The 6,694-nt window shown below is 74.2% G+C and carries 6 protein-coding genes; all 6 read right to left on the bottom strand.

The features are described from left to right. Positions 1-177: 177 nt before the first annotated feature. Genes HW445_RS14445 through HW445_RS14420 form a run of 6 tightly spaced genes read right to left on the bottom strand, consistent with a single transcriptional unit; the run spans position 178 to position 6,415 of the window. Positions 178-1,068 (bottom strand): STM4011 family radical SAM protein, encoded by an 891-nt coding sequence (locus HW445_RS14445; RefSeq protein WP_180221427.1) that lies wholly within the window; start codon positions 1,066-1,068, stop codon positions 178-180. 10 nt (positions 1,069-1,078) lie between these two features. After that, on the bottom strand, positions 1,079-2,458 hold the full coding sequence (locus HW445_RS14440; protein ID WP_180221426.1) for an STM4012 family radical SAM protein: 1,380 nt from the start codon (positions 2,456-2,458) through the stop codon (positions 1,079-1,081). Next, positions 2,455-3,267, bottom strand: coding sequence for an STM4013/SEN3800 family hydrolase (locus HW445_RS14435; RefSeq protein ID WP_180221428.1), 813 nt, complete (start codon positions 3,265-3,267; stop codon positions 2,455-2,457). The genes HW445_RS14440 and HW445_RS14435 overlap by 4 nt, the downstream gene beginning before the upstream one ends. 7 nt (positions 3,268-3,274) lie before the next feature. Next, positions 3,275-4,528: an STM4014 family protein gene (locus HW445_RS14430; protein ID WP_180221425.1), complete on the bottom strand. Its 1,254-nt coding sequence runs from the start codon at positions 4,526-4,528 to the stop codon at positions 3,275-3,277. Continuing rightward, positions 4,509-5,465 carry an STM4015 family protein gene (locus tag HW445_RS14425; protein ID WP_180221424.1) on the bottom strand — a complete coding sequence of 319 codons (957 nt, stop codon included), beginning with the start codon at positions 5,463-5,465 and terminating at the stop codon, positions 4,509-4,511. Before HW445_RS14425 ends, HW445_RS14430 begins: the two co-directional genes overlap by 20 nt. Next, positions 5,462-6,415: an STM4015 family protein gene (locus HW445_RS14420; RefSeq protein ID WP_180221423.1), complete on the bottom strand. Its 954-nt coding sequence runs from the start codon at positions 6,413-6,415 to the stop codon at positions 5,462-5,464. Before HW445_RS14420 ends, HW445_RS14425 begins: the two co-directional genes overlap by 4 nt. Between the last annotated feature and the right edge of the window lie 279 nt (positions 6,416-6,694).

Below are 6,694 nucleotides of genomic sequence, written 5' to 3'. Positions count from 1 at the left end.
TCAGGGCGGCCGCCAGCAGCGCGCCCAGGGCGGGGACGGCGGTGCGTCTGAACAACGCCGTGCGGGTCCGGTGCGCCGTTGGTGTGGTCACAGTTCCTCCAGATCGCCGGAGCGGGCCCTGGGGCCGCCGATGTCGTGCGTGGCGCGCACCACTCCAGCCGATCCGTCATGCACGCGTCAATAGCGCCGTGGTGTTCCGAGGGCCTGCGGCACGCGTGGTGACGGGGCATCGGCGGGAATCCGCTCCAGGACCCCGCCCGCGAAGACGTCGTACAGCGGCAGTGTCTCCAGGTGGACGTAGCCGATGTGACAGTCGCAGACCGCGAGCGGGCAGGTACGGGGCCGCAGAGCCGCACGGAAGGAATCGTCGTACAGGTTGCCCAGTTCCGCACGGACGAAGTGGCAGCGGCGGACCATCCCGTCGCCGTCCACGGAGACCACCGACTGCCCCGTCCGGCAGGGCAGGCCCCCGCTGCGGTGCGGGTGGCGGCTGTACGGGAAGAGCGGGTCGAGCGCCGTCCACGGTTCGGCCTCGGCGTCCGTATAGGTGTGTCCCTCGGCCGCGTTGACCCACAGGTACACCCGTTCGGGGAGGTCCGCGCGCAGCCGCCGGGCGTGCTCCAGGTGCTCCGGAAGGCCCACCACGCCCACGCTGAAGCGCACCCCGCGGGCCGCCAGGTCGTGCGTCTTGGCCAGGAAGCGGTCGTAGGGGGTCTGGCCGGGGTGGTAGGTGCACCACAGGGCGAGGGTGTCCAGGTCCGCCTCGGCCAGCCAGTCGGTGCGGCAGCTGAGGTTGGTCTGGATGGCGACGCGGCGGACGTGCGGCAGCCGGGACAGCCGGACCATGGCGCGGCGGTACCAGGAGCGCACCAGGCCTTCGCCCCAGGGGGTGAGGAGGACCGACAGCGTGTCCTCGGTCCGGGTGGCCGCCCAGTCGGCGAACCGCTCCAGCGCCGCCCGGTCGGCGCGCAGTTGCTCCGGGGTGTCGCGCCGCTTGGCGAAGGGGCAGTAGGGGCAGTCGTAGTCGCAGGAGGCGAGCGGGCCCCGGTAGAGGAGTGTCAGGTCCATCGGCGGCCGCTCATTTCACGTCGTAGGCGGCCATCGCGGCGCGGACGGCCGGTGAGAACAGTTCGGGTCCCAGTGCGTCCGAGTGGGCGAGCCCTTCCTCGGAGAGCCGCAGCAGCCCGTCGGGCGCCGAGCCGTCCAGCCAGCCCCGCTCGGCGAACCGCGCCAGCTCGGCCGGGAAGTCCGCCTCGGGGCCGGAGCCGAAACGGGCGGCGTAGTCGGCCCGCTCCATCCCGTCGGCCTGGAGCAGCGACTGGAGCAGGTGACGGCGGCGTGCCTCGCCGGCGTCGATCACCCTGCCGTACTCGGCGTACCCGAAGTCCTCGGCGGGGCGGGCGGTGTAGTCGTCGACGATCGCGCGGATCTGCCGCATGTCGACGGCGTAGTCGAACGAGTAGTGCAGGCCGCGGGTGTAGGACCGGGCTCCGCAGCCCAGACCGATCATGCCGTCCGTCTGGCAGGCGTAGTCCTCCTCGCCCGTCACGGGCGCGTCGGCGCGGCGGAACATGCGCATCGACCGCTGCTCGTAGCCGCGGTCCCGCAGGTGGTCACGGCCCTGGCGGTAGAGCGCGAGGCGCTGGCGGTCCCAGGCGGCGTCCGCGTCGGCGCCGAGCCGTCCCAGACCGGTCAGCGGGCGGACGTAGAGGGGGTAGAGGTAGATCTCCTCGGGGTCCCAGGCGAGCGCGGCGTCCAGCGACTCGGTCCAGGTCCGTGCGGTCTGGCCGTCGATGCCGTAGATGAGATCGATGTTGAGGACGGGTATCCGGGCCTCGCGGATCCGCCCGAGCGCCGCCTCGACGTCGGCCCGCCGCTGGGGCCGGACGGCGGCGCGCGCCTCGGAGTCGACGAAGCTCTGCACCCCCAGACTGAGCCGGGTGGCACCGCGGTCGGCGAGCACGGCGAGCCGGTCGGCCGTGGCGGTGGCCGGGGATGCCTCCACGGAGAGCGGGACGGCCCGCAGGTCGACGCCGGCGCGGCGTTCGGCGATGTCGCAGAGCCGCTCCAGTTCGGGGGCGGTCAGGAAGGTGGGCGTGCCGCCGCCGAACGCGGCGGTGGCGAACCGCACCGGCTCCCCGTCGCCGAGCGCCTCGCGCACGGCGGTGGCCTGCCGGTCCAGGGCGTCCAGGTAGGCGCCGGTGAGCCCGTCGGGTGCGCCGATCCGGGTGAACAGGTTGCAGAAGCCGCAGCGGACCTCGCAGAACGGGATGTGCAGGTACAGCGAGAGGGCGTCCTTGGGCTCCCCCGCCCACAGCTCCCGCAGCGAGGGCCGGGGCGTCAGGCGCCGGTAGGCCGTCTTGTGCGGATAGGCGTAGACGTACTGGCTGTACGGGCGGGCGGCGTCGGGAGTGCCGGCGGTGTCCGCGGGGGCGGGGGCGGGGGCGGGGGCGTTCATCGGGCCTCGTCGTGGTCGAGGAAGAAGTGGGCGTAGGGGACGGTCCACACCACGGGGTGGCCGAGGCGGTGGCCCGTCCAGCCGTCGTCCCCGTAGGCCGTGCCGTGGTCGGAACAGACGACGGCGAAGCAGCGGCGGCGGCTGCTCATGGCGTCGAGGAGCCGGCCGATGTGCCGGTCGACGTACTCCAGGGCGGCCGCGTGGCTGGCCCGGGTGTCCCCGTCCTCGGGGGTGGCTCCGGGCAGGTGGAACCAGTTGGGCTGGTGCAGCGCCGAGACGTTGAGGAAGAGGAAGAGCCGCCGCTCCCGCGGCAGCCGGGCCACCGCCTTCTCGGCGCAGGCCACCTGGGCCTCGAACGAGGTCGGTGAGGGCACCCCGAACTCCGGCTCCCAGTGCGACTCGGCGAAGAGTCCCGGCAGCACGGAGCCCAGCGGGCCCTGCCGGTTGAAGAAGCCGACCCCGCCCACGCACACCGTGTGGTAGCCGGCCGCGGCCAGCCCGGAGACCAGGTCGGGCGTGTCGTACACGAAGGTGCGCGGGGCCGTGGTCTCGCTGCCCGCGAACCGGGCGGCGAACAGGCGCGGGTGCGGCCCGGGCCGGGCCGGCGTGGGGAGGAAGCCGGCGAAGATCGCCTGGTGGGAGGCGTAGGTGAAGCTCCCGGGCGCGTGCCGCTCCTCCCACCGCCCGCCGGGGAGGTGGCGCGCGAGGTTCGGGATGCGCCCGGCCTCGGCCAGTTCGACGGCCACGTCGTACCGGAGGGTGTCCAGGGTGACCATCAGCAGGTCGTGACTGCCGACCACCTCGTTCATGTCCGGCTCAGGCACGGCCGGCGGGTCCTGCGGGGTCCGGGGAGGCCGCGGGGACCGGGGAGGCAGCGGGGCCTGCGGGGACTGTGCCGGCTGAGGCGACGGTGGGATCCGTGGGGGCATGGCGGAGCTTCCTCGGGCTGTGCGGGGGTACGGGGGCGGGGTCGGTGCGCAGGACCGCGCGCACCTGGGCGGCGTAGGTGTCCAGGCCCTCGGAACCGCTGCCGGGCAGCCCGGTGAGCCGGGGCAGCAGGTCGCCGAAGGCGTTGACCTCGCCGACGGCGAACCGGCGCCAGCCGACGGCCGGCAGCAGGTCGACGCCCACACACAGGGTGCGCGGGAAGCAGGCGGCGGCCCGCTCGCAGACGGCGAGCAGGCCGGCCCAGTCTCCGCCGGCGGTATCGACGGCGGCGCGGACCGCGGCCAGGTCGCCGCGCTCCCCGCCGAGGTGGAGGTTGGTCATGGGCGACCGGCTGGTGCGGGCCACGGCGTGGGTGGCCCGTCCGGCGACGACGACCACCCTCAGGTCGCAGGTCCGGCCGCCGACGGCCGCCTTGGGCACCCAGCGTTCGAGGTGCAGTCCGTCGGGGGCCAGCGCGTCGACCACGGCGGCGATCTCCCGCTCGTCGTGGTGGCGCCGCAGCCGCAGGGAGTTGAACAGCCGCCCGTCGTCCGCCCGCTCCACCGAGGTGGTGGCGCGGATCCGGCCGCCGGAGGCCGTCTCGATCGCCAGCACCCCGGAGGCGGAGGAGCCGTGGGCGAGCTTGAGGAAGACCCGGGGCAGGCGGTGCTCGCGCATCAGGGCGCGCACGTCCTCCCAGCCGCGCACCGGCGCCGCGTCCGGACCGGAGGTCGGCGACGCGGGCACCGGAACGCCGGCCTCGCGCAGGACCGCGTGGCAGCGGCGCTTGTCGAAGAGGACGGCGAGTTCGTCCGCGTCGTCGAGCCTGCGGCCTCCGGTCAGCGTGCGGGCGGCGGCGGTGAACCGCCCGTACCAGCGCGCGGATCCCTCCACCCGGGCGGGGTCGGTGACGTCCCGCAGCAGCCGGTCGACGTCCGGGTTCTCCCCCGGCGAGTCGACCCGGACGGTCTCGTCGTCACCGAACCGCGCCCCGCCGTCGCGCAGGACGTCCAGCCACGGCACCACCCGCGGCCCGGGCAGTCCGGCGGCGCGCACGGCGGCCGAGAAGAGGGCCACCCGCCGGTTCTCCGGGTTGCCGACCACCGCGAAGCGGGTCACCTGGTCACTCCGAGACGGCGACATACCGCGAGTGCCCGGTGAAGACGGGTACACGGCTCATCAGCAGCCGCACGCCGTAGGGCTCCAGGGCGAGGCGCATCCTCGCGGCCATCGGATCGCTGAAGTAGTGGTGGCGGAGGTCCAGGGTCCGCAGATGGGTGAGCGGTTGCCCGGCCAGGAGAGCGGAGCCGCCCTCGTCGCCCAGCGTGCCCATCGACAGGTCGAGCGACTCCAGTTGCGGCACCACGGGCGCCCCGGCGACGGCGGCCGCGATCCCGTCCTGGATCTCGCTGTTCGCCAGGCCGAGGTGGCGCAGCGCGGGCAGGCGGCCCCCCGGGTGCAGGAGTGGCAGCAGGTCCTCCACGGTCGTGTCCGCGCCGTACTCCTCGGCACCCAGCCAGATGTCGAGGTGCTCCAGCGCGGGCAGCTCGCAACCGCCGAGCCCCTGGACGGGCCGGCGCGGCAGGTTCCCCGACTCGATGCGCAGTTCCCGCAGCGCCTCGTGGCGCAGCGGCTCGAGATCCAGGTCGTCCCCGCCGCGCACGCCCAGCTTCTCCAGCCTCGGGAAGGCGTGGAGCAGCGGTGTGAGGTCGCAGAGCCGGATCCAGGAGATCTCCGACTCCTCGCCCACCACGTCGGCGAGCTGGAGGGCGCGCAGGGCGGGGAACCGGTGCCGCTCCTCGATCAGGCGGCCGACGGTGGGGGCGATGCCGGTGGTGTGGTCGTCGTCCCACCAGGCGCCGATCACCAGGGCGGTGACCTCCTCCACCGCCACCTCGTCGAGGAACCTCCGCCAGACGGGTGTGAAGGCTCCGTCCCACGCCTCACCGGCCACCCGCCAGGCCACGGTGGACGCGGCGGGGAAGGGGCCGTCGCCCTGCCCGGGGGCGGGGAGCGTGAACACCGGCATGCCGTGGAAGCGGCTCAGGTGGCCGGAGCGCGGGTCGACGACCGGGCTCATTCGGCCACCGCGATGTAGCGGCGGACGCCGTCCTCGTCCTCGTCGGACTCGGCGCCGCCCTCCTCCAGGTCGAGTTCCACACCGGCCGGCTCGAGGGTCTCCCTGAGACGGGTCCGGAGTTCCTCGCCCACGAAGTGGTGGTGCAGGTCCAGCTTCCGCAGGTGGGTGAGCGGCTGGCCCGCCAGCAGGGCGGCGGCGCCCTCGTCGGACAGGGTGCCCATGGACAGGTCGAGCACCTCCAGCCGGGCCACGACGGGGGCGCCCGCCAGCGCCTCGGCGATCCGGTCCTGGACGACGCTGTTGCGCAGCGCCAGGTACCGCAGCGAGGGCAGCCGGGTGCCGTCCAGGATCGGCTGGAGGTCGGCGGGCTCGGCGTCACCTCCGTACCAGTCGGAGCCCAGCCACAGGTCCAGGTGCTCGAGCGCCGGGAAGTCGCAGGCCGCCACGCCGCGCACCACCTCCGCGCCGAGGCCGCCGGTCTCCACCACCAGCGTCTCCAGCTGTTCGTGACGCACCGGCGGGAAGGCCAGCCCGCTGCCGCCGCGCACACCGAACCAGCGCAGCCCGGGGAAGCTCGCGAGCAGCGGGGTGACGTCCGACTGCGTTATCCAGGAGATCTCCGACTCCTCGTACGTCATGTCCCCGAGGAAGAGGGCGCGCAGGGCGGGAAGCCGGTCGCGCGCGGCGACGAGCGCCTCGACGATCTCCTTGCTCGACTCCTCGTAGGCGTCCTGCCACGAGCCGACGATCAGGGCGCGCACCCGCGACAGGTCCACCGCCTCGGTGAACCGGGCGAAGGCTTCCAGCCACTCCTCCTCCGGCTCGTCCACGTCCACCCCGATGCGCCAGGCGACGGTCTCCGGCTCGGGGAGTTCCAGCGCCTCCCCCACCGCCGGGAAGGAGAAGGCGGGCAGGCCGTACAGCTCTTCCAGGTGGTGATTGACGGTCATCGCGCTTCTCCTGACACTCCCCGGCTCGAACAGCGGAATGCTGTTCCGTCAGCAGTTCTACCAAGTGCCACCGACAGTGACGGCGGCGGGCCGTTCGGCGACGGTGCGCTGTCGGTGGCGGCCCCTACTGTCGAAGACGTGTCCGGGGGACGGCCCCGGCGCGGAGTCGAGGGGAGAGCTCTGTGTACCGGCAGGGAGACGTGCTGATCGTGCCCGTCGCCGCGGACGCGGTGCCGCCGCGGGCGGTGGACGCGCCGGGCGAGGCGAGGGACGGCCGGG

It is taken from the genome of Streptomyces sp. UH6 (genome assembly GCF_013421635.1).
In the GTDB taxonomy this organism is placed as follows: domain Bacteria; phylum Actinomycetota; class Actinomycetes; order Streptomycetales; family Streptomycetaceae; genus Streptomyces; species Streptomyces abyssomicinicus.
The sequence above is the reverse complement of the archived record's forward strand: the minus strand, read 5'-3'. Positions and strand labels throughout refer to the sequence as shown.